This is a genomic window from Dyadobacter sp. 3J3 (assembly GCF_009801115.1).
Classification (GTDB): Bacteria; Bacteroidota; Bacteroidia; order Cytophagales; family Spirosomataceae; genus Dyadobacter.
Map to the genome: position 1 here is coordinate 763151 of NZ_VTOL01000001.1, position 21382 is coordinate 784532.

Below are 21382 nucleotides of genomic sequence, written 5' to 3' on the forward strand. Positions count from 1 at the left end.
CAAAACCTCATTGGAAAAACCATACGGAAATGCTGTTGAGAAGCTTTGCTTATCAATTGTAGATACGAGGACGAAGCCCTCCGGCTTGCGGAAATTCTAATAATGTTCATGCGCGTTTGATTTTATATCTCCTAAAACAGCTTAGGTAGGAATTAGCACCTTTCTCGACGCATGAGTAGGTTGCCAGAGGTTCGTAGAGCCTATTCTCTCGCCTCTTCTTTATAAATCAACCGCTAAAAGTGAAGCAAATTGACTTGATGATGCAATGATAAGCCCGGAAGGCGGGAAAAACAAATATTGCTATTAAATTTTAGTCGAATCGATACGCGTATGATTAATCTCTTCTATTGTTTTACTGTTTTTTATCATTCTTTTATTTTCTCCTTCCAGCCTTCCCTGCTTTGTCCTATCTTTGTATAAAGTACATTTTTATGGCAATGCATTATCGTTTCGACAAAGAAAAATCTTCCCGAAAACCGGGGATTACTCCGCTTAAAGAGGCGATAGATATGATGATTGACCGCTACAAACTCAGAAGCCGGTTTGATCAGTCGTATGTTGTGGCGCATTGGGATAAAATTATGGGATCAGCCATTGCCTCCCGGACAAAAAGTATTTACATCAAAGACCGAATCCTCTTTCTTCATATTGAATCGGCTCCGTTAAGAAGCGAGCTTGTTCGTGCAAAATCAAAAATTATCGAATTGATCAATCGCGAAATGAAATCTGACCTCGTGGAAGATGTCGTTTTCATATAATCTAAACGGATCAATCTGATATCCATTCTAACAAATCAACCACCAACTGCATATAAGATCTGCGCACTTATTACTATGCCCACTATACAAATTCCGCCTTTTTTACAACCAGGTGATAAAATAGGGATTGTTGCACCCGCCAGCGCTATCCATTATGATGATATACTTCCTGGAATCAGCTTATTTCGCGATAAATGGAAATTAAAAGTTGTTGAAGGAAAAACATTAAAGTCTTCTTACAATCAATTTTCAGCAACGGATGAAGACAGAATAGCCGATTTGCAGGCAATGCTCGATGATCCGTCGATCAAAGCGATTATCGCTGCCCGTGGCGGGTATGGTTGTTCCAGAATCATTGATCGGCTCGATTTTACTGACTTCATCAAATCTCCAAAGTGGATTGTTGGATTCAGCGATCTGACGGCCATTCTTTCACAGTTATACCAGCTCGGTTATGCCAGCGTGCATGCTCCAATGGCTAAATCCATCACCCAGGAAGGTGCGGAAAAAGCAGCGGAATCTTTGCGATCGATTTTATTTGGTGAGCTTCCGGGATATTCGGTTGAACCAAATCCTCTGAACCGAAACGGCAGCGCGGTAGCTGAAATTGTGGGTGGAAATCTCTGTTTGCTGGCACACTTAATCGGTTCAAATACACAGATTGACACCGAAGGAAAAATTCTTTTTATTGAAGATCTCAACGAATATTTGTACAATCTGGACCGGATGATGATCCAGATGAAACGGGCTGGAAAACTTAGTCATTTGGCAGGTTTAATCGTTGGGCAATTTACTGATATGAAGGACAATTCAACGCCTTCTTTTGGAAAAACGGCTTATGAAATCATCCACGAGCATGTTGCAGAATATGATTACCCGGTTTCTTTCAATTTCCCCGTCGGACATGTAGCGGATAACCGCGCCATCGCTGTGGGTATGAATGCTTATCTTGACGTTAACAAAGAAGGTGTGGAACTTCACTTTTTATCCTCCGCTCCTACCATTATATAAAGTTGAATTTTTAGCATGGATACATTTCAAAATAAAGTTGTCTGGATTACCGGTGCCTCTTCCGGCATTGGAGAAGCAATCGCGATGGCATTTGCCAAAGAAGGCGCAAAACTGGTTTTGACAGCAAGAAGAGAAGAAGAACTGGAACGTGTAAAATTAGCAACCGGCTTACCGGATTCCTCGGTTTTGATTCTTCCTTTTGATGTTACTGAATTCGACAAAGCTGAGGGCGCTGCTGCTGAGATTATGGCAAAATTTCAACGGATTGATATTATGGTACACAATGCCGGAATCAGCCAGAGGTCTTATATCAAAGATACCGATCTTGAAATTTATAAGAAATTGATGGATGTCAATTTTTACAGCACTGTGGCTATTACAAAAGCAATTTTGCCTTATATGATCAAACAGCAAAGTGGACATTTTATCGTGATCAGCAGCGTAGCAGGGAAAATCGGAACAATTATGCGATCCGGATATAATGCTTCTAAACACGCATTACAGGGTTTTTACGATTCTTTAAGAGCAGAATCTTATAACGACAACATTAAGGTAACAACGATTTGTCCGGGTTATATCCGTACCAACGTTTCTGTGAATGCAATCAATGAAAAAGGTGAGAAATTTGGTAAAATGGACGCCAATCAGGAAAAAGGAATCGCACCTGAAGAATGTGCAAGACAAATTCTGAATGCAGTCAAAAAGGATAAAAAGGAGATTTATATTGGAGGATTTACCGAAGTAGCGGCTATATATCTGAAGAGGTTTTTACCGAATTTGTTATTTGACCAGGTACGAAAAAATACACCGGAATAATTGTTAATGATTAAGGGTTAATTGTTAATGATGCTCAATCAAACACACTATTTTAAGGGTTACTTATTAAGGGTTAATGCTTCCAGACCAAACACACTATAAAAATGAGGGAAAATATGGTTAAGGACAAAAGCTTTGCTTTTGCGATTCGGATTGTCAGGCTTTATCAGTATTTGTGTAATAGTAAAAAAGAATATGTTCTGTCAAAGCAGTTATTGCGAAGTGGCACGAGTGTAGGCGCTATGGTGCGGGAAGCTGAACATGCTGAAAGTAAGACTGACTTCAAGCACAAAATGTCGGTTGCCCAAAAAGAAAGAAACGAGACCATTTATTGGCTTGAACTTTTGACTGCAACTGAATTTCTAACACAAGAACAGTTTGATAATATTAACGCAGACGCCGTTGAAATCATAAAACTGATCACAACAATTATCAAAACAAGCAAGATTAACAATTAATGGTCAATGGTTAAGGGTTAATGAATGAGACTCAAACATCAAATCCACCATCATTAACCCCTAATAATTAATTGTTAATTGTCAATGGTTAAGGGTTAATGAACGAGACTCAAACATCGAATCCACCATCATTAACCCCTAATAATTAATTGTTAATTGTCAATGGTTAAGGGTTAATGAACGAGACTCAAACATCGAATCCGCCAACATTAACCCCTAATAATTAATTGTTAATTGTCAATGGTTAAGGGTTAATGAACGAGACTCAAACATTGAATCCACCATCATTAACCCCTAATAATTAATTGTTAATTGTCAATGGTTAAGGGTTAATGAACGAGACTCAAACATTGAATCCACCATCATTAACCCTTAACAATTAACCCTTAACCATTATTTACGTGCTTTTTTCTCCATATAGTCAACAGTCAATCGACTCAAAGATCTCACTCCCAATAACATTCCGCTATCATCAATAAAGAAATCAGGCGTATGGTGTGCTGAGGCTGTCAAAGGATCCTTCCCAACGGGCATTCCTCCTAAAAAGAAGAAAAATCCAGGTACCTTTTGCTGGAAAAAGGAGAAATCTTCTGCGCCTGATGCCGCCGGTACAAGTTTTACATTATCCTTTCCCGCAACATCCTTTAAAGTACCGATCATTTCTTCTGTCAAAGGAATATCATTATACGTTACCGGATAAAGTATTCCGATATTTACATCTGCTTTTGCACCTGCACTTTCAGCAATATTAGTGGCAATTTCCGTGATACGTTTGTGCACTTTTATGTGCATATCTTCATCGAAAGTCCGGATGGTACCGATCATTTTCACCTCTTCCGGGATAATATTCTGGCGAATTCCGCCATTGATTGCACCAATTGTTACAACAGCAGGCGCTTTTGTAAGATCAAGATTACGACTGACGATCGTTTGTAAACCCATAACAATTTGGGCAGAGGTAACAATTGGATCCACTCCCGACCATGGATAAGCACCATGCGTTTGTTTTCCTTTTACATCAATACTGAAAAAGTCAACCGCTGCCATGGTTGCCCCTGGCTTGTACCCAATTTTCCCAACTTCCGTTTGAGAGTTAATATGCAGACCGAAAATCGCATCCACTTTTGGATTTTCCAGTACACCTTCTTTGATCATCAATTTTGCACCACCTTCTTCACCTTCCGGAGCGCCTTCTTCTGCCGGTTGGAAAATGAATTTAACCGTTCCTTTCAAATCAGCTTTCACAGAAGACAAAACTTCGGCCACTCCCATCAGAATAGAAATATGTGTATCGTGTCCACAAGCATGCATCACACCCACTTTTTGCCCGTTATAATCTGTTGTAACCGTAGATTTAAACGGAACATCTACTCTTTCCGTTACCGGCAGACCATCCATATCCGCACGTAAAGCGACAACGGGACCCTGTTTTCCACCTTTGAGCAAACCGACAACACCGGTATGTCCAAAGCCCGTCTGCACTTCAATTCCCAGACTTTTTAAATGGGCAGCTATCTTTTCAGCCGTTTTGAATTCCCGATTTCCAAGTTCAGGGTGCTGATGAAAATCCCTGCGCCATTCGATGATTTTGGGCTCAATCGATTTCGATTTCTGGTCAATTTTGGTACTTAACGGGGACTGAGAAAAGGAAGAAAAGCCAGCAAAAGTCAAGCTGGTTAGAAGTAAAAGCCTGCGCATAATAAGAGTGATGTTTATAAATTAGGTAGAAATAATTCTTTACTCAACCAAAGTAGTCAGAAATAATGATTTTTCCATTTGCTTAAAACCTCAGCTTTAAAACCAATGTTATCACCGGTCACAATTAATGGATTTACCTCTGCTATTTATCTCTTGTTTTTCGAGTGAAGCCAATTCCGGGGAACCAAATAAACCAAATCTTAATTGTAGAAAACACTGCTATACGTTGAAATAAATAAACTTATTATTATTTTTATAACAATTATTATATTCATCAAAAACAAATCTTAATCGTTAAAGTATGAGGAAGTTTCTACAATCACTATTGGGTATCTCACTGCTGCTCAGCAATCAGCTTTACGCCCAGGACGTCAATGTAACCGGGAAGGTTATAGCAGACGACGGTTCTACATTACCGGGGGTTAATATTGCTGTAAGATCGACTACAAATGGCACAACAACTGACGTTCAGGGGAGTTATAGCATTCAGGTAAAACAAGGTGCTACATTAGTATTTAGTTTTATTGGGTTTGCATCAAAAGAAATCGTTGTGGGCAGCCAGTCTGTCATTAACGTCACGCTTGCCGCAGGCACTAACCAACTTAGTGAAGTAGTTGTAACTGCTCTTGGTGCAGTCCGTGAAAAACGGTCCCTTGGCTACGCAGTTTCCGATCTGAACGGCGACCAGCTTGCCAAATCCGGAGAATCCAATATCGTACAAAGTCTTGCGGCAAAAACGGCCGGGGTTATTGTAACGGGTTCGTCAGGATTGCCTGGCGCTTCCAGTAAAATCGTTTTGCGTGGCCCGGCAACATTTACCGGAGAGCAGCAGCCGCTTATCGTGGTTGACGGCGTTCCTATCAATAATGAAACCGTGACCTCTTCGGCCGGAGATTATCCGTTCAACGCTAATTTGGGTGGTGTAAATAATTCTAACCGCGCACTTGATATCAATCCGGACGATATTGAATCTGTAACGATTTTGAAAGGACCAGCCGCTTCTGCATTGTATGGGGCACGTGCAGGAAATGGTGCTATTCTTTATACAACCAAAAGAGGAAAAAAGCAGAAAGGAATTGGCGTCACGCTTAATTACCGTCTCGAACTTTCCGAGGTGAATAAATTGCCCGATCTGCAAAAAGAATATGCACAGGGCACCAGTGGAAAATACCAAACGGCAGATCCGGGACCTGATTTGAGACACGGTACCGATGATGATGTTGCACTGGGAACAGCCAGCAGCTGGGGACCAAAAATATCTTCCGATCCGTCTTTGAAATATTATGACAACCCCGGAAATTTCTTTAAAACTGCTGTCTCACACAATACAAACGTTACGCTTTCAGGCGGAAATGATAAATCCTCTTTCCGTTTGTCATTTGGAAATCTTACGCAAAACGGTATTATTCCAAACACGGATTATAAAAGAAATTCAGTTCGTTTAACGGCTGATAGTTATCTGACAGATAATTTCAAAGTAGGTGGAACAGTAAGTTATATCAATTCCGGAGGTATTAAATCCCAGAACGGAAGCAATGTAGCAGGTACGATGCTAAGTCTTTTACGGACACCGGCTTCTTTTGATCTGAGAGAATATAAATATGCAAACGGATATAACCGGACTTATTTTGCTGCTTATGACAACCCCTTATTTTCAGCACATGAAAATCCGTTTAAGGACGAAATCAACCGTGTTCTAGGAAATATTTATCTGAATTATCACATGAATAAATATTTCGATGTTACCTATAAACTCGGTGTGGATTCTTATTCCGACCGTCGCCAGCAGATTTATGCAATCAGCTCGAATGGTGACGACAACTCCGTAGGGTATGGACAGGTCAACTATGATAACGTTACAAGTCGCGATGTTTATGGCGACTTAATTTTCCGCGGGGAATTAAAACCCACGAATAAATTAGGTATTAATTATACCGTAGGCCACAACATTACCTCTGCCAATTTTACAGATAATTTCCAGAGAGGCCGTAACCTGACTGTTCAGAATTTCTATAATCTTGGAAACGCTTCTGAATTATACGCTTCCAATAATACGCAGCGTAAATATACTACGGCAGTATTCGGACAGCTGGATTTCGATTATGCAAGCCAGATTTACGTTTCACTTACCGGAAGAAATGAATGGTCTTCAACTTTTGGGAAAAGTAAAAACAATTTCTTTTATCCATCAGCTAACGTTTCCTGGGTTTTCAGTGAATTATTCAGTTCTGATATCGTCACATTTGGAAAAATCCGCTACGCATATTCCGAAGCAGGGATTTCACCTACCGCTTATCGTAATAAAACATTTTTTGGAAAACCTTCTTTTACAGACGGATTTACCAATGGTTTGAGTTTTCCTTACAACGGTGTGAACGGTTACTCTTACTATAATCAGGTTGTGGGAAACACCAATCTTAAACCGGAACGGGTAATTGGCAATGAAGTTGGGTTGAACCTTAAATTTTTGAAACAACGCTTTGACCTTGACCTTACGGTTTACAACCAAAAAACACAGGATATTTTATTGGACAGACCAACAGCTCCGGCATCCGGATTTACCGCAGAATATACAAATTCCGGCCAGTTACGTAACCGTGGTGTGGAAGTAATGATTTCTGCCAATGCGATCAAAACAAAAAGTTTCAGCTGGGATATCAGTTTGAACTGGTCCAAAAATGTAAGCAAAGTTTTGAAACTCGCAGAAGGTGTACAGGAATTAAGCCTGGAAAGTGCGTTTACAGGTATTGGCGGTTATGCCATTGTGGGCCAGCCGTTGGGTGTGCTTTATGGAACAAAATGGCAGCGTAATGATAAAGGGGATCTGATCATTGGCTCTAATGGGATTCCATTGCAGGAAACAGCCCAGGGAAATATTGGAAATCCATACCCAAAATGGCTGAGCAATTTACGTAACACATTTACTTACAAAGGCATAAGCCTGACTGCACTGATTGACGTACGCCATGGCGGAGCAATCTGGAATGGAACTTATGCGCGTCTGAACCGTATCGGGCGGACTCAGGAATCTGCTGATCGTGAAAGAACTTATGTGATTCCGGGTGTAACGGCTAGTGGCGAAGCGAATACCAAAGAAGTAACTGCACTTAATTATTTCAGCAGCTATGTTGGTGACGGTGGCGCAGCAGCAGAACAATTTGTAGAAAATGTTAACTGGCTCCGTTTGCGGGAAGTTGGTTTGAGCTATCGTTTCAAGTTTAAGAAATATGTCAATTATGTTGATGTTTCTTTCACGAGCCGTAATCTGTACCTGAATACAAATTACAAAGGTGTGGATCCGGAAACCAGTTTAACGGGTGCAGGGTCTAACCTGCAGGGATTTGATTACTTCAATAATCCGGGTAGCAAATCATATATTTTCGGCGTAAACATCGGATTTTAATTTCCACAAAGCATCGTAATCATTATGAAAAAGATATTATTTACATTTCTTGCCCTGACCGTTGTCGCAACATCATGCAAGGATAAATTTGACGAATACGGAGTAAATCCAAACGACCCTGAAACCGTAACAGCGGCTTCACTCCTTACCGGCGCGGAAGTTTCAACTTTTGCAGCTTATGGCGGACAACTAGGCCGTGTAACCAGTATGCTTGTACAGCAAACTGCCGGAACTTCGGAGGGATCACAGACGCAGGCCTTTGCAAACTATACAATCACAGAAGCCGATGTGGTTAACGAATGGGCCAATTTGTATAATGGTTCGTTAAACAACACGCTAACACTGATCAAGGATTACGGCGCAGAGAATCCCTACTATGCCGGGATGGCAAAAGTAATCACTGCCATGAATATTGGTATTGCTACGGATCTTTGGGGTGATATTCCCTATACAGAAGCGATTAAAGCACTTTCAGGAAATTTCAATCCAAAATATGACAAACAGGAAGATGTTATTAAAAGCATCCAGACTTTGCTTGATGAAGCAATTACCGCCCTTAGTACTGCCAAAACAGCCAATAAATTTATCCCAGGTGCCGACGATCTGATTTTTGGCGGCGATACAAAAAGCTGGATAAATGCAGCCTATATCATCAAGGCCCGTTATGCAAACCGTTTGAGCCAAAGTGATCCGACGGGAAGTGCTACCAAAGCGTTGGAATATCTTGCCAAAGTAGACTCATCCGCCAGCGATATGGATGCGAAGTTTTTCAATACAGGAAATACCTATAATCAATGGTACGATTTCTATAACAACCGTACGAATAACCTGAAAATGGGAAAATTCTTTATCGATTTTATGGCTGCAACAAAAGATCCGCGTCTGCCATTTTTTGCTACACTGGATGAAGACGGTAAGTATTCTGGCACGCCAGCTGATGATCAGGACCAAACGACGACTTCTGACCCAGGACCCGGTATTGCCTCGGCAGATTCCCCAATCGGATTGGCTACTTTTACAGAAGCAAAATTTATTGCGGCAGAAGCTCAGTTAAGATTAGGCAAAACGGCAGAGGCCGCCGCAGCATACAATATCGCGGTTGTCTCATCCGTGAAACGTGTAACAGGAAGTTCTATCTCAGCAGATTTCGCAAAAACAACTGCCTCTGAAACTTCGGCATCTTTGACTTTGGAGAAACTGATCACTCAGAAATATGTTGCACTATTTACGCAGATCGAGCCATATAATGATTTCCGCAGAACAGGTTTCCCAAAACTTACAGCAAATCAGAATTCATCAAAAAAGCAGATTCCGGTACGTTTGCCAACCTCACAGGATGAGCGTGTCAACAATCCGAATGCAACCGTAGTGGATGATATTTATACGCCGGTTTGGTGGGACAAATAACTTTCAGCATTCATAGTAAAAGGAAGAGTTGCCCGGATGTTCCTGGCAACTCTTCCTTTTTTATTGGCAAAGTAACCATTTATAATTTAAAGTATATTAAATCAAACAATCGTAAGTAAAATTATTTTAATTACTACAAAAGAATATTTATCCAAATATAATTCTGAAAAACGACGCAGTTCGTATTCTTTTTATACGCTTAACCTATTATAAGAAGAACAAATTGTACCATTAAACGTAGATTATATAAGTTTAATGATTTTATTAAAATAAAATTAAAAATTGGCAATGTTTACGCTCATTTTTTGGACAATTCGCAATGTTGTCTGCTAAATACTGTTTTACGTATCTTCTTTACCGTTCTGAAAAAGAGACTGATTCTTCTTAACATTATAGTAATAATCCTATTTTATTTATATAAAAACCGACTTCAACCATAATTACAATTTTCACATTTAATACTAGATAATTACTGAGAATTATAATATTATATCAGGAAAATAGGTCTACTGCCAAAGTAAATTTTGAATTTTTGTAAAAATACCTTGTAATGGTTAAAACAATAATTACTTTTGCAACATTAAATTTTCTTAATAAAACCTAACTTAATTTTTAAAGTATGAGGAAGATTCTATTATCGTTATTGGGATGTTTGCTGCTTTTGGGCACACAAACGTACGCCCAAGATCGCTCCCTGACTGGAAAGGTCATTGCAGAAGACGGCTCAACATTGCCGGGTGTAAATATTTCCGTAAAAGGAACGAACCGGGGATCAACAACAGACGCTAAGGGAGAATATTCGATTGCAGTTTCACAAGGTGCTACACTGGTTTTCAGTTTCATCGGATTTCAATCTCTGGAAGCAAACGTTGGTACCCAGTCAGTACTCAACATTACATTAAAAAATGATGTGAGCCAACTACAGGAAGTTGTGGTAACGGCTCAGGGAATCGAGAAAAAACGTAATGAGCTTGTTTACGCGGCTCAGGGTGTGACCGCTGAGCAAATCACGCAGTCTCGTAACCCGAACGTCATGAACGCGCTTGCTGGTAAAGTTGCCGGTATGGATATTAAGTCATCAAATGCAATGGGCGGTTCTACCAACGTTGTAATTCGTGGTTTTAAATCAATGACAGGTAATAACCAGGCACTTTGGGTAATTGACGGCGTTCCTGTTTCCAATGCAAACAACAACTCTAGTACACAGCAAGGTGGTGGTGCAGGTGCTGACTACGGTAATGCCGCAGCGGATATTAACCCTGACAACATTGCATCTATGAACGTACTGAAAGGAGCTGCTGCTTCTGCACTTTATGGTTCTCGTGGCGCGAATGGTGTAATCATGATCACCACTAAAAAAGGAAGAAAAAACAGCTTTGACGTGACGGTTAATAGTGGTGTTACCTGGGGTAAAATTGATAAAACAACTTTTGCCAAATATCAGAACGAATATGGTGGAGGTTATGGTGGTGACAAGGCCTCTGATGGCTCTGTAAACCCGGACAGATTTTACTCAGGTAATTTAGGCTCAGGCAATGGACCGATCGCTCGTTTTGACGATGATGCTTCTTTTGGAGCCAAATTTGATCCAAGCCTTATGGTTTACCAGTGGGATGCACTAGATCCATTCTCTCCTAATTATCAAAAAATGAGACCTTGGGTTGCTGCTTCTAACGGTCCATCCAAATTTTTTGAAACGGCTGTTACCTCAAACCAAAGCATCAACATTAGCGGTGGTGGTGATAAAAGCACATTCAAAGTTGGTTTTACAAGAAATGACGAAAAAGGAGTTCTTCCAAACAGTACTTTGAAGAAAAACCTTTTCAACTTTGGAGCTACATATGATCTAACTTCGAAATTAGTGGCATCTGCTGCTGTTAACTTCAGCCAAATTACTGGTATGGGACGTTATGGAACAGGTTATAGTGGTAAAAACCCTAACCAGGCTTTCAGACAGTGGACGCAAACTAACGTTGACCTTCTTGAACAGAAAGAAGCGTATTTCCGTAACTCACAAAACGTAACATGGAACTGGAACGATTACTTAAAACCAACAGGACCAATTTACGCAGATAACGCATATTTTAACCGTTACCAGAACTACAACAATGATGCTCGTACGCACATCCAGGGATATGCTTCTATGACGTACAAACTTGCTGACTGGGTTGATGTAATGGGACGTTATGCGTATGATGGAACTACAGATATGCAGGAAGAACGTACAGCTGTTGGTAGCTCAGGAATTCCTGCTTATTCAAGATACGATCGTACCTTCTACGAAACTAACCTTGACTTTTTGGCTAACTTCCGTAAAGCGATTACAAAAGACCTGAGCTTTGCCGGGGCTTTGGGTACGAATATGAGAAGATCAAAAATGTCTTCTATCCGCGCTGCAACGAATGGAGGTTTGGTAGTTCCAAAACTTTACTCTTTGTCAAACTCTGTGAGTGCAATTCAGGCACCAGAAGAAATCGTTCAGAAAATTGGTGTAGATGGTATTTTTGCTAATGCATCTTTTGATTACAAAGGCTTGATTAATCTTGACCTTGCTGCAAGACAAGACAAATCAACTACGCTTCCAACATCAAATAATACTTATTTCTATCCATCGGTTGGTGCTAACTTTAACTTCTCAAACCTTAGCTTCCTTAAAACAAGCACATGGTTGTCGGCAGGTAAAATTCGTGCTAACTACGCAGAAGTTGGGAACGATGCTCCTCCTTTGTCTATCTACAATACATACGACAAACCAACTGGTATCGGTTCTGTACCATACTTCTCGCTTCCAAACACAAGAAATAACGCTGACCTTAAATCTGAAAGATCTAAAAGTTACGAATTTGGTGTAGAAGCTTCTTTCCTGCAAGACCGCATTGGTTTCGACGTAACATATTACAAAACAAATACGCTTGACCAAATCATTCCTGTAACGATTTCATCTGCGACTGGTTACACAGCAAGATACGTGAATTCAGGAGAGATGCAGAATAAAGGTGTTGAGATCGCTGCCTTCATTACACCGATCCAGACTTCCAACTTCTCATGGAAAATGAATGTGAACTTTACAAGAAACCGTAACGAAGTGCTTAGCCTTTACGGAGATGTAACAAATGTTCAGATCAACTCTTTCCAGGGTGGTGTTACAGTAAATGCTGCACTTAAAGTTGATCCTCTTACAGGAAAAGCATCAGGCGGTGGATATCCATATGGTGTGATCAGAGGAACAAACTTCTCTTACAACGATGCAGGACAAAAAATTGTTGGTACAAACGGTATCTACAAACCAACTGCAAGTTCTGCCGAGATCATCGGTAATCCAAACCCGGATTGGTTAGGTGGTGTTTCCAACACATTGAAATACAAATCACTTGCGCTTAGCTTCCTGGTTGATATACGTAAAGGCGGCGATATCTGGTCACTTGATCAGTGGTACGGAGAAGGAACAGGTCTTTATCCTGTAACAGCTGGTTTGAACGAACTTGGAAATCCTAAAAGAGATCCGGTTTCACAAGGTGGTGGTGTATTATTCCCAGGTGTACAAGCTGACGGAACTCCAAATACAGTTAGAGCTCAAAACATCGACGGTAACGGTGCAACTGCTTATGGTTATGCTGCAAATGGTCCTCGTGCTGCTTACATCTACGATGGTAGCTATGTGAAATTGAGAGAAGTTTCTCTTAACTATTCACTTCCAAATGCAATCGTTTCTAAACTGCGGGCATTCAAAGAAATCAATGTGGCCCTTATTGGTCGTAACCTTTGGATCATCCACAAAAACATGAAGTATTCAGATCCTGAAGATGGATTGAGTTCAGGTGCAGGTAATGGAGCAGGTGGATACCAAAGTGGTGCTTATTCAGCTGTTAGAAGTTATGGTTTCAATGTTAAATTCCGTTTCTAAGAAATAAATATGAAAAAATTATCAATTCTGGTTGCGTCCATCTTTATGTTAACCGCTTGCGTTGACAGCCTGGACGACTACAACGTGGACACAAAGAAAGCGACGGCTGTTCCAGCAGTAACTTTGTTCTCCAATTCATTGAAGGGGCTTATTGACGATGTCACAACGCCAAGCGTAAACACAAACAATTTCCGTTTGTATGTTCAGCAGTGGTCAACAACGACATATCTGGATGAGCCTCGTTACAATTTGACTGCACGTACCATTCCTCAGTCTTTCTGGCAGGCTATCTACCGTGACGTGATCTCTGATATCACGGAGGCAAAGAAAATCCTTAATGCCAATACTTTGGTAGCTGCGGATGCAAAAGCCAATCAGTTGGCTCAGCTGGAAATAACTGAAATTTACGCATGGTCAATCCTTGTGAATACTTTCGGTAACATTCCTTATACTCAGTCGATGGATCCAAACAATCCACTACCTGCTTATGACGACGCAAAAACTGTTTATTATTCTCTTTTAGACAGATTGGATGCTTCTCTTGCATCGATCAATACAACAGGCGCTGCATTTGGATCAGGTGACTTGATCTATAAAGGTGATATGACAAAATGGAAAAAGTTTGGTAACTCGCTAAAATTGAAAATGGCTCTTATCATCGCGGATAGTGACGAAGCAAAAGCAAAAGCACTTGTTGCAGCTGCTGCGCCAAACGTTTTCACTTCCAATGCAGACAAAGCTGCCTTCGCTTACGTAAGCACGCCTCCAAACTATAACCCGGTAGCACAAAATCTTAACGCTTTATTCTCAAGCCGTCAGGATTATGTAATCGCTTCTACTTTTATCAATCCGCTTAACGAATTGAACGATCCAAGAAGACCTATATTCTTTACGCCAACAACGGCGGGAACTTATGTTGGAGGTAACTATGGATTCCTAAACACTTATTCTGCTTTCTCTCATCCAGGTACTAAGATCATAGACCCAACTTTGGAAGGTCTTTATATGGATTACAGCGAAGTTGAATTTGATTTGGCAGAAGCTGTTGAAAGAGGATTTATCACAGGTAGTGCAGAAGATCATTATAACAAAGCCATTACGGCGTCAATCACATACTGGGCAAGCCAGGCATCTTTGACAACAGGCCCAGCAGACGCTGCTACTTATCTTGCCCAGCCAAAAGTGGCTTACAAAACAGCAACGGGTGATTGGAAACAAAAAATCGGTACTCAGAAATGGATCGCTCTTTACAATAGAGGATACGAAGCATGGGTTGAATGGAGAAGATTGGACTATCCAAAATTGTCTCCTCCAACAGGCGGTAACGCTCAGGCAGGTTTAGCTATTCCGGTAAGAATTATCTATCCGATCAACGAACAGACGCTTAACCCAGCTAGCCGTTCCGCTGCTGCAACAGCTATTGGCGGTGACTTGGCATCTACTAAATTGTGGTGGGATAAGTTTTAATCAAGAGAAAATCTTACAATAAATGAAACGGGCAAAATTTAATTTTGCCCGTTTTTTTATATATTTGAACCTTGTACTTTATTATCAAACGCATGGAATTCTTAAAAAGTCAGCGCCTTAACAATCTCAAATATGAAATTCGTGGGGCTACTTATGAAAAAGCATTAGAGCTGGAAAGCCTTGGCTTCAAAATTCATAATCTGAACATTGGGAATCCCGCGCCATTTGGTTTCGATTCTCCTGATGAAATTGTGCACGATATCATTATGAACATCCGTAATGCGCAAGGCTATTCTGATTCACGTGGATTGTTTTCGGCCCGTAAAGCGGTCATGCATTATACGCAGACCATCGGAATTCAGGATGTTGAAATCAATGACATTTTTATAGGAAACGGAGTTAGTGAATTGATCCTTCTATCGATGCAGGCGCTATTGAATCCCGGTGATGAAATCCTTGTTCCTTCTCCCGATTATCCGTTATGGACAGCAGCAATCGCTTTGAGCGGCGGTAAGCCTGTACATTATGTATGCGATGAAGAGTCCGACTGGAATCCGGATCTGGAAGATATGGAAAGCAAGATCACTTCCCGCACCAAGGGAATTGTACTGATCAATCCAAACAATCCTACCGGCGCAGTGTACGAAAAAGATGTGCTGATACGCATCGCAAAAATGGCAGAAGAACATAAGCTCATCATTTTTTCGGATGAGATTTATGACAAAATATTATACGACGGAGCCCTGCATTATCCGATGGGAAGTTTGGTCAATGATACCCTCTGCGTTTCTTATGGCGGACTTTCCAAAAATTACCGTTCGGCAGGTTTTCGTGGTGGCTGGATGATTTTGAGCGGGGCAAAGCACAAAGCCAAATCGTATGTCGAAGGTTTATTGCTTTTGGCGAGCATGCGTCTATGCGCCAATGTTCCCACACAATATGCCATTCAAACGGCACTGGGCGGTTATCAAAGTATTAAGGAACTTGTGGTCCCAACAGGAAGATTGCACAAACAGATGAATCTGATTTATGACAGACTGGTAGCTATTCCGGGTATCACGTGCGTAAAACCCAAAGGTTCTTTATACGTTTTTCCAAAAATCGATCTAAAAAAATTCGGGCTGGAAAATGATGAGAAATTTGTATACGATCTGCTGAGCGAACAAAGAGTTCTCGTAGTAGCCGGTACAGGTTTCAACTATATTTCCGAAGACCATTTCAGGATCGTTTTCCTGCCAACGCTTGACGAATTAAATCAGGCTATGGACAAGCTGGAATATTTCCTTGAAACAAGACGGGTATTGTCAACCAGGACAGTAGAGGACGTTATCGCCTGATTTTTAGCTTTTAGCGATTAGGTTTTAGCTATTAGCTTTTTTCCAGCTAATAGCTATTTTTTTGCCAAATATTCAAAACAAAAATTCTCCTATTAACTAACTCAAACAGAGCCAATGGCTAATGCCCAATCGCAAAAAGCCAACAGCTACCCAAACCTATGATCCAACAAACAGTGGCAGAGCAAAAAAGGCAACGTCTTTTTCTTGTGCTCTGCGGAATCTTCCTGACCAATGCGCTTGTCGCCGAAATTATCGGTACTAAAATTTTTTCTGTTGAAAGTCTTCTCGGAATCAATCCTGCCCAAATCCCGATCGGCGGCACCAAACTTGATTTCAACATGACAGCGGGCGTGGTAAACTGGCCGGTTGTTTTTATAACTTCTGATATTATCAATGAATATTTTGGAACGAAAGGTGTTAAAAGAATTTCTTATCTGACAGCGATTTTTATCATTTATACTTTCCTGACCATATTTGTTGCTACAAAATTACCCCCTGCACAATTCTGGCTGGATGTTAATAATACGGATAGTCATGGAAATCATTTCAATATAAACGACGCCTTCAATAAGATTTTCAATCAGGGATTAGGGATTATGATCGGTTCGATCGTAGCGTTTCTTTTGGGACAAATTCTGGATGTTTTTGTCTTTTCATGGTTACGAAAAAGAACGGGCAGCAAACATATCTGGCTTCGTGCTACGGGTTCAACGATGTTTTCCCAGCTTGTAGACAGTTTCGTCGTTTTAACAATTGCCTTTTACATTTTTGGAAACTGGGACATGAAACAGATTCTGTCTGTGGGAAGTATCAATTACTTATACAAAGGCTCTGTCGCCATTTTACTGACGCCAATTCTGTATATCGCCCACTATTTTATTGATGGGTATTTGGGGAAAGAATATGCGGAAGAGCTTGCGCATCATGCGGCTCATGATGGGGAGGTTTTGTGAAGTATTAGGCCATGAAAATGATTAATCGTATTCAGTTGCACAATAAAACTGTAACAAATCATGAAGATTATTACCTGGAATTGTAACATGGCTTTTAAGAAAAAAGCTCGTTCTATTTTAGAATATAATCCTGATATCCTGGTCATTCAGGAATGTGAGCATCCAGACAAATTGTTTTTCCCAGATGATATTGCCAAACCAATTGACGCTTTATGGTTTGGACAAAACTTCAATAAAGGACTTGCCGTTTTTTCGTATAACGATTTCCACCTTACTGCATTAGAAGTCCAGAATGACACATTCCGGCATGTTATTCCAATTGCGGTAACCAGTCCCGAAATCAATTTTAATTTGTTTGCAATTTGGGCAAATAATCCGTCAGATACGGACGGAGCTTATATTCGGCAGGTTTGGAAAGCAGTTGCTTATTATGATAAACTACTAATCAATACAAAGACAATATTGATAGGCGATTTCAACAGCAACAAGATTTGGGACAGAAAAGGCAGATTAACCAATCATGAAAATCTTGTAAATCTTTTAGAACAAAAAGGAATTTTCAGTACTTATCATGGTCATCATAAACAACTACAAGGATTAGAAGCGCACCCAACGCTTTACATGTATCGCCACGAGAATAAACCGTATCACATCGACTACTGCTTTGCGTCGGAAGACATTATGTCAAACATCGACACTTTGGTCATTGGTGAATTTGATTTCTGGAAAACTTACAGTGATCATATGCCTTTAATGATATCGTTTTCATCGAATTGTTCCTAAAATACATTGTTTGTTACCGGTCCGACGGCGAAAAAGCCGTCCGACGGGTATTAAAAACTTATAAGCACAAATATTTTTTTTATTATAAAGAAAAAACCTCACCCAACAATCCGCCGCATATTATCCAGCATCACCGCCGTCGCAATCCCGACATTCAATGACTCCGCCTCTCCTACTCTTGGAATGGTAATTCTATGCGTGATAAAAGTCTCAACTTCCTGCCCTACACCATTGGATTCATTTCCCATTACCACATAACCTCCCTCTGCGGAAAATTTATGTTCGTAAATGGAATCACCATTTAAAAATGCGCCCAGAATATTTCTTCCTTTTGCGTTTTGTGAAAAAAATTCAGAAAGATTGGTATAGTAGGTTTGAACACGTGTAAATGATCCCTTACTGGCCGCAATAACCTTGGGATTATAAAAATCAGTGGTATCAGGTGAGCAGATTATTTTCTTAATGCCGTACCAGTCTGCAATCCGAATGATGGTTCCCAAATTTCCCGGATCACGAATATCATCTAAAATCAATACATATTCCTGCATATCTGCGCTTAAAAAAACGTTATCTTTCGTCTTTGCCACAGCCAGGCAGGAGTCATTGGTCTGAAAAGAACCCAAACCCTCTAATTCTTTTAATGTTACAGTTTCGACAAGAGTTTTATGGTCAGATAAAATACTTGAGTATTTTTGTTGAAAATCCGGAGTAGCCAATACGAATTCAACTTCAAACTCTGAAGCCAACAATTCAAGTACACTGATAGCACCTTCCACGATAAAAGCCTCGTGAAGCTGACGGTACTTCTTGATTTTCAGAGCATTAATATATTTTACACGATTTTTAGACAACATTGAATATTAGTTGTAGGTTTACATATTTCGGATATTTCTTCCTTTTCTTCCTGGGAGTGACAGGTTGCGCCCGAAAAACAACCACTTCAACAGGCCAGTACTTTTTGGGCACTTCTACTTTTAAAGGCAACAAAGTCATCAGTGATTCCGATCTTGATGCACTTATTCCGCAGAGACCCAACAGCCGTTTTCTTAGTTTGCCAATCTTTCCAAAAGTAGGAATTTACCAGTTTGGACAGCTATTTTACAAAAAAGAAGAAAAGCAGCGCAAGGTTATCGAAGTGACGCAAAATTATCAGAAAGAATCGCGTTTACACGAAAATAATGTCGGACAATTAGAAAAGATTCAAAGAAGATATGCCAAAAAGCTGGCTCGCGCCCAAAAACGGGTCGATGAAGGCAATTTCTGGATGCGTGTTTTGGGAGAAGCGCCGGTTTATTATATTCAAAGTGAAGTAATGAAAAATGCTGAAAAGATGCAGAAGTATCTTTACAACAATGGTTTTTTTCAAAACACAGTCACATTTAAAAACGATACAACCTTCAAACGGATTCAGGTAAAATATTTTATCCATGAAAACCGGCCTACCGTTCTTGACAAAATAAATTATCAGGTAAGAAACCAGATGATTGACAGTCTTTTAAAATCGTCTTCCAAAGATGCTAACCTGATCAGTAAAAAAAGATATGATGGCGATTCTTTTGAAGAAGAAAGAATTAGAATTGAAACACTGCTGCGTAACCAGGGATATTTCGGCTTTTCCCGCCAGAATATTTCTTTCCTGATTAACGATACCATTACCAAACCCAAAACCGACAGTCTTTTCAGGACGGTCGATGTGAACGTAAAGGTAAGTTTGCCGGCAAAAGAAAAAAATCCCGTTCCTTATACCATAGAATCTGTTCGTTTTGAAGTTTTACCACCGGCGGGCCTACCGGATTCCCTTTTCAAAAAAGATACTGTTTATTCACAGGGAATTCAATATATTTTCGCCGACAAAAAGTTTGCTCCTCGAATTCTTGATACAAAAATCGTCGTTCGTCCCGGCCAGCTTTACAGTCAGAAAAACGAAAGAGACACACAACGACAACTTTCTTTGACGGATCAGTTCCGGTTTGTAAATTATAGTTTTGACTCAACGGGGCATAATCTGAAAGTACATTACCAGGCCATTCCACTTGAAAAATACCAGGTTTCAGCAGATGTCGGTTTGAATGTAATCCAGCTCCAGGGTGCTCCCGGGCCTTTTGCTAACCTTTCTTATAAAATCCGAAATGTATTTCATGGACTGGAAAATTTCGAGGCAAACTTGCGTGCCGGTATTGAGCTGGTACCTGGTTTTGTAGAAAATGGCGGGATTTATAAGAGTCAGGAAATCGGTTTGAATACTTCACTGACTTTTCCTCGTTTGCTTATTCCATTTCGTTCTTTCAGAAATACCTCAGCTAAATATAATCCGCGTACGCAAATCGGTTTGGGATATAACTATGTTGAACGACCGGAATATACCCGTACCAATGTAAAAGTTGCTATGAGCTATTCCTGGCAGCCAACCACGAAAACTTTGTGGACGTTATCGTTTATTGATCTTAACATCTTGAACACAACCAAAATACAATCTACTTTCCAAAATTTGCTAGACGAATTGTCCAAGCAGGGCAATAACCTGAAATATAGTTTTACTAAATCTTTTGTTTCGGACGTAAACCTGACGTTCGTTCATAATACAAATTCAATCATCGGCCCACAAAAAAACGCCCACTATTTTCGGACGTCGCTGGAATCAGGTGGCACAACCCTGAATATTCTGCCATCACAAGAAAAATGGATCAATAACACATTCGGAAGTACGGGAGATACATTGCAATTTTACAAATATTTAAGAGCCACAGTGGATTATCGCCATTATTGGCCAACGGGTAGGCGATCATCTTTCATAGCAAGAGTAAATTCCGGCGCCATTTACAGCTATGGAAACAACAAAGTTCCGCCCTATGAAAAATACTTTTTTGCCGGTGGATCCAATAGTTTAAGAGCATGGCTACCCCGCAGATTGGGTCCGGGTTCTGCGGCTCCGCGTATTACTTCCAATAATTTATCCATTGAAGCGCCAGGCGATTTCCTTTTGGAAGGAAATCTGGAATGGCGAGGTCATCTGGCCAAATTCTTCGGGGATATCAATTATGCTTTGTTCATTGATGCCGGAAATGTGTGGAGCTTAAACAGCGCTGCGCCGGACGATCAAAAACTAAAATTGAACACATTCGTAAAAGAAATAGCAGTAGGAACTGGCTTTGGTATCCGATATGACCTTTCCTTTTTTATATTGAGATTCGATTTCGGAACAAAAATTTACGATCCCTACACAAACAAATTTGTACTAGACAAACTCGAATTCAGCAAACTTTTCAACAGAAGACAAGAAAACTTCCTAAACGTCAACCTTGGCGTAGGCTATCCATTTTAAAATTACACTTTCAACTTTCAATCCCGAGGCGACCGCTCTCAACTTTTAACTTACCTTAACACCCA

General features: G+C 40.4%; 14 protein-coding genes and 1 riboswitch. Of the genes, 12 read left to right on the forward strand and 2 right to left on the reverse strand.

The genetic code is table 11. The features are described 5' to 3' along the window. Window positions 1–119: 119 nt before the first annotated feature. Window positions 120–228: riboswitch (SAM riboswitch) on the reverse strand. A 203-nt stretch (window positions 229–431) separates the two neighbouring features. From FZF08_RS03305 to FZF08_RS03320, 4 genes are all read left to right on the forward strand, one after another. Next, window positions 432–758 carry a DUF721 domain-containing protein gene (locus FZF08_RS03305; RefSeq protein ID WP_229216396.1) on the forward strand — a complete coding sequence of 109 codons (327 nt, stop codon included), beginning with the start codon at window positions 432–434 and terminating at the stop codon, window positions 756–758. 75 nt (window positions 759–833) lie between these two features. After that, complete coding sequence (locus FZF08_RS03310; RefSeq protein WP_159467174.1) at window positions 834–1769, forward strand: LD-carboxypeptidase; 936 nt, start codon at window positions 834–836, stop codon at window positions 1767–1769. 15 nt (window positions 1770–1784) lie between these two features. Beyond that, on the forward strand, window positions 1785–2585 hold the full coding sequence (locus tag FZF08_RS03315) for an SDR family oxidoreductase (RefSeq protein WP_159467175.1): 801 nt from the start codon (window positions 1785–1787) through the stop codon (window positions 2583–2585). 116 nt (window positions 2586–2701) lie between these two features. Further along, window positions 2702–3043, forward strand: coding sequence for a four helix bundle protein (locus FZF08_RS03320; protein ID WP_229216397.1), 342 nt, complete (start codon window positions 2702–2704; stop codon window positions 3041–3043). A 393-nt stretch (window positions 3044–3436) separates the two neighbouring features. Here FZF08_RS03320 and FZF08_RS03325 read toward each other — a convergent pair whose 3' ends face one another. Beyond that, the gene (locus FZF08_RS03325) at window positions 3437–4741 is read right to left on the reverse strand and encodes an amidohydrolase (RefSeq protein ID WP_159467177.1); all 1305 of its coding nucleotides are present in this window, start codon (window positions 4739–4741) and stop codon (window positions 3437–3439) included. Between the two features lie 301 nt (window positions 4742–5042). Here FZF08_RS03325 and FZF08_RS03330 point away from each other — a divergent pair, with 301 nt between their 5' ends. From FZF08_RS03330 to FZF08_RS03360, 7 genes are all read left to right on the forward strand, one after another. Further along, window positions 5043–8144 (forward strand): SusC/RagA family TonB-linked outer membrane protein, encoded by a 3102-nt coding sequence (locus FZF08_RS03330; RefSeq protein WP_159467178.1) that lies wholly within the window; start codon window positions 5043–5045, stop codon window positions 8142–8144. A gap of 24 nt (window positions 8145–8168) precedes the next feature. Next, window positions 8169–9551, forward strand: a complete 1383-nt coding sequence (locus tag FZF08_RS03335) for a SusD/RagB family nutrient-binding outer membrane lipoprotein (RefSeq protein WP_159467179.1) — start codon at window positions 8169–8171, stop codon at window positions 9549–9551. Between the two features lie 619 nt (window positions 9552–10170). Continuing rightward, window positions 10171–13455, forward strand: coding sequence for a SusC/RagA family TonB-linked outer membrane protein (locus tag FZF08_RS03340; protein ID WP_159467180.1), 3285 nt, complete (start codon window positions 10171–10173; stop codon window positions 13453–13455). 9 nt (window positions 13456–13464) lie between these two features. Continuing rightward, complete coding sequence (locus FZF08_RS03345; protein WP_159467181.1) at window positions 13465–14922, forward strand: SusD/RagB family nutrient-binding outer membrane lipoprotein; 1458 nt, start codon at window positions 13465–13467, stop codon at window positions 14920–14922. Between the two features lie 92 nt (window positions 14923–15014). Further along, window positions 15015–16259 (forward strand): pyridoxal phosphate-dependent aminotransferase, encoded by a 1245-nt coding sequence (locus FZF08_RS03350; protein ID WP_159467182.1) that lies wholly within the window; start codon window positions 15015–15017, stop codon window positions 16257–16259. A gap of 158 nt (window positions 16260–16417) precedes the next feature. After that, window positions 16418–17212 (forward strand): queuosine precursor transporter, encoded by a 795-nt coding sequence (locus FZF08_RS03355; RefSeq protein ID WP_159467183.1) that lies wholly within the window; start codon window positions 16418–16420, stop codon window positions 17210–17212. Between the two features lie 60 nt (window positions 17213–17272). Then, on the forward strand, window positions 17273–17995 hold the full coding sequence (locus FZF08_RS03360) for an endonuclease/exonuclease/phosphatase family protein (protein WP_159467184.1): 723 nt from the start codon (window positions 17273–17275) through the stop codon (window positions 17993–17995). A gap of 98 nt (window positions 17996–18093) precedes the next feature. On the opposite strand, the gene FZF08_RS03365 is transcribed toward FZF08_RS03360, so the two are convergent. Further along, window positions 18094–18849, reverse strand: a complete 756-nt coding sequence (locus FZF08_RS03365; protein ID WP_159467185.1) for an RNA methyltransferase — start codon at window positions 18847–18849, stop codon at window positions 18094–18096. Here FZF08_RS03365 and FZF08_RS03370 point away from each other — a divergent pair. Beyond that, entirely contained in the window at window positions 18849–21317 is a 2469-nt protein-coding gene (locus FZF08_RS03370; RefSeq protein ID WP_229216398.1) for a BamA/TamA family outer membrane protein, read from the forward strand. The two genes, FZF08_RS03365 and FZF08_RS03370, sit on opposite strands and share 1 nt — an antisense overlap. The last annotated feature ends 65 nt before the right edge of the window (window positions 21318–21382 follow it).

Coding starts and splice junctions, on each gene's coding strand:
- FZF08_RS03360 (WP_159467184.1), top strand. CDS start 17,273: ATGAAGATTATTACCTGGAATTGTAACATGGCTTTTAAGAAAAAAGCT.
- FZF08_RS03325 (WP_159467177.1), bottom strand. CDS start 4,741: ATGCGCAGGCTTTTACTTCTAACCAGCTTGACTTTTGCTGGCTTTTCT.
- FZF08_RS03320 (WP_229216397.1), top strand. CDS start 2,702: ATGGTTAAGGACAAAAGCTTTGCTTTTGCGATTCGGATTGTCAGGCTT.
- FZF08_RS03355 (WP_159467183.1), top strand. CDS start 16,418: ATGATCCAACAAACAGTGGCAGAGCAAAAAAGGCAACGTCTTTTTCTT.
- FZF08_RS03335 (WP_159467179.1), top strand. CDS start 8,169: ATGAAAAAGATATTATTTACATTTCTTGCCCTGACCGTTGTCGCAACA.
- FZF08_RS03350 (WP_159467182.1), top strand. CDS start 15,015: ATGGAATTCTTAAAAAGTCAGCGCCTTAACAATCTCAAATATGAAATT.
- FZF08_RS03315 (WP_159467175.1), top strand. CDS start 1,785: ATGGATACATTTCAAAATAAAGTTGTCTGGATTACCGGTGCCTCTTCC.
- FZF08_RS03330 (WP_159467178.1), top strand. CDS start 5,043: ATGAGGAAGTTTCTACAATCACTATTGGGTATCTCACTGCTGCTCAGC.
- FZF08_RS03305 (WP_229216396.1), top strand. CDS start 432: ATGGCAATGCATTATCGTTTCGACAAAGAAAAATCTTCCCGAAAACCG.
- FZF08_RS03340 (WP_159467180.1), top strand. CDS start 10,171: ATGAGGAAGATTCTATTATCGTTATTGGGATGTTTGCTGCTTTTGGGC.
- FZF08_RS03345 (WP_159467181.1), top strand. CDS start 13,465: ATGAAAAAATTATCAATTCTGGTTGCGTCCATCTTTATGTTAACCGCT.
- FZF08_RS03310 (WP_159467174.1), top strand. CDS start 834: ATGCCCACTATACAAATTCCGCCTTTTTTACAACCAGGTGATAAAATA.
- FZF08_RS03365 (WP_159467185.1), bottom strand. CDS start 18,849: ATGTTGTCTAAAAATCGTGTAAAATATATTAATGCTCTGAAAATCAAG.